Origin of the sequence: Chamaesiphon sp. VAR_69_metabat_338, assembly GCF_031423935.1 — a bacterium.
In the GTDB taxonomy this organism is placed as follows: domain Bacteria; phylum Cyanobacteriota; class Cyanobacteriia; order Cyanobacteriales; family Chamaesiphonaceae; genus Chamaesiphon.
In genome coordinates, this window is record NZ_JANPGM010000379.1 from 1 (window position 1) to 2837 (window position 2837).

Here is a 2837-nt window from a genome sequence, read left to right on the forward strand (position 1 = left end):
ACAGGATATATCTATAGAGTGCCCAAGAATTAGGAGTAATATTCGATCGATCCTCACAATCAAGGATCGATCGAGTAATCTAAAACTTAATTACTCTCCCCCACTGCTACCAACTCTACCAAAGATTCAATAGGTTCAGTATTATCATTAACAGGTAATAACAATAAATCTGACTGACTCAACGTTGGCAAACGATGTCTGTCTAATTGCATGGCTTCAAGACAGCTATTAATCCCCTCCACAGCCTCATTAAAAACACCGATCCGTTGTTCGACTTCGGCTAACTGACGTTGATTTTGACGGATTTTTTCTTCGGCTTTTTTTTCTAATGCCTTCGCTAAATAGGCGCGGGCGCGATCGTATTGACCGAGGATTTGTTCAGCTTGGATATTCGCGATCGGAAGTAATTGATTGTTGAGCGATTGATTGATGACTTGGCGGAACGATCGCATCACCGTTTCGCGCACCTTTTCTTCAAAGTCGATTTTTAGTAACTGGCGAATTGCTGGTTCGGCTTCGATCATATTGTAATGATCGTAACCCCGACAGGCTTGTTGGAGCGTTTGGCGGAGTTGGAATAGTGAAGACGTACCTTCGGTGAAAAATTCAGGACGTTCGCGGACGTAGCGATCGCATTCTACTCGTGCGGCATTAATTAGGGCACTAGAGACGATCGTTTCTAAATGTTTGAGATTTTGTTCGATATCGCTGTCGTTACCGAGTAATCGATAGAGGTTGCGATAATATTCTTGCTTTTGAATTTGGGTGATTAACTGTTGGAAAAAGTTGGCGACTAATTCGGCAACGGCGGCGACTAAGACTTCTTCTAAACCATTAGATAAGTAGTAGAAGGCTTCGCTCAAAATTCCAATTAAGGGGACGACTGAGTTGCGGCGGTGGCTGGCTTGGGCTTGTTGGTGGACGTGACTGACTGAGAAGGTAGTAAGCAATTCATCCAGCCGACTGACCATTTTGGCTTTGAGTTTGGTGAAATCTGCCTCGAAAGCGGCGTTAGTATTACTAGCAACTACTTCATTGACGATCGCTTGAATGTGTTGGGTAAAATCGTCGCCGACATCTTTAAGCTGTTTGCTCAGCAGCTGAATTTCTTGCTCTTTAATTGCATTGGCATCCTGTGGTTGGGCTTTGAGATAGTGCCAGCTTTCGAGATAATTGCGGCGGAGATTGATACAGATGGGCTGAAGATCGTCGGCGAGATTGACGAGTAATAACGGGCGTTTTTCTTCCATTAGATAGCGCGTGATGGCAGTCCGAAATTCTTCGATGCCGCTATCTTTGATGAGTTGTTCGACTAAGCCGCTTCCCTGTTCGCCGAGAATCCTGACGTAGTTTTCAGTTGCCGATTCGTAGCTGCGGACATCTACCCGAAATCGATCGATCGGTAATTTACCAGAGATCGAACAATAGCGATTGAATTCATTTACAAATTGGGGTGTCTGCTCGACATCGGGGGTGACGCTGGCAGCAAAAAAGGAATTTAGTCCAAATCTGTCACTTGCACTGGTTTGGCGGAGTTGGCTACCCCAGAAACCTAACAAACCACTGGTTTTATAGACGCGCTGTGAATCGCGGAATTGTTCGCCAATGAGAGTATCTAGCCGCTGACGCAGTTGGGCATTGTACCAGGTTTCATCGATGCGATTGAAAATGTAGAAGACACGATCGCGAACGCCAGGATTTTGACGAATCCGTTCGAGCATTTCGGTTTCTTCGGTAGTCATGTCCCCAGCCGCAGCAGGTTTTAACACGCAGACGACGGCAGAAGTGTCGGGATTTTCAATCTTGGTATAAGTAAGCTCTGCATCCCGCTTGACTGGTGCATCGATGCCAGGGGTATCGACGAGGACGTTGCCATCTTGGAGCAGGGGATGATGACAGTAATACTCTACCCGTCGCAGTACCGCGCTATTGCTACCCCGTCGCGCATAACTGGCAGCTTCCTGGAGGTTTTTAAAATCAAATTGCTCCATCGAGAGCGTGCGATTGGTAGTTTTGTCGATGTATTTTTTATTATCAACAAAACCTTGAATCAGCAGCTTAAATGCTGAAGCTTGTTTAGCCCGCTCGGACTTACTTTCACCGCCTTCTTGCTGAATAATGGCGATACAAGAATCGCGCAGTGTATCCATTAAAGTCTGCTCTTGTAATAGCAAGGTCGCCTGTTGGGGATCGTGCAAATTCAAGCCTAACTTTTTACCTAGTAACTGCACCTGGCTCAAAACTTCAGCCTCAGACAAAAAGGTCAGCACTACCCGCTCTTGCTCTGGCTCTGCATAGGCAATTTGGCATTCTGTCCCCGTTGCATGTCCCTCCGCACTGTAGAGCAATTCTCGCTCTAACAGGGCATTAATCAGCATCGATTTGCCAGCACTAAACGCCCCAGCAAAGACAATCTCAAAGGTAGGTGCGATCGCTTTTTTGAGCGACGCGCGGACGGCACTGGTGTCTACTCGTGCTTGTAGAGTCGGCTCCTGTTTCAGGAGATTGAGCACCGAATCCACCTGCGATTGGAGGTTTTGACATTGGGGCAGAGTATTGGGGCGTTGCTGATTCATATATCGGGGTGAGGGTAATTGTGTCGGGAGCGAGATCTGACGAAATATCGCTACTAGCCCTTAGATTACCCAAACTGACTCAGACATCTCGCGATCGAAATTATTAATATGGCAATTTTTGCTGGCAATCTCAGCTCGATCGAACCGAGAGTCGATCGATTATTTAGTCGAATGAAAAAATCTCTTCACGTAGCCCCGCATAATAATCGGTTATCAACCCAACGCCACCAGTCGATCGCGAGTTACCATAGATAAATACAA

Annotated in this window: 1 protein-coding gene; it reads right to left on the minus strand. The window is 46.4% G+C overall.

What is annotated here, in order from left to right; genetic code table 11:
• Positions 1–86 precede the first annotated feature (86 nt).
• Entirely contained in the window at positions 87–2576 is a 2490-nt protein-coding gene (locus RMO84_RS10620) for a dynamin family protein (RefSeq protein WP_310488433.1), read from the minus strand.
• Between the last annotated feature and the right edge of the window lie 261 nt (positions 2577–2837).

Bases quoted from the DNA above. Each gene is read 5' to 3' on its own strand.
- RMO84_RS10620 (WP_310488433.1), bottom strand. From the start codon at position 2,576: ATGAATCAGCAACGCCCCAATACTCTGCCCCAATGTCAAAACCTCCAA.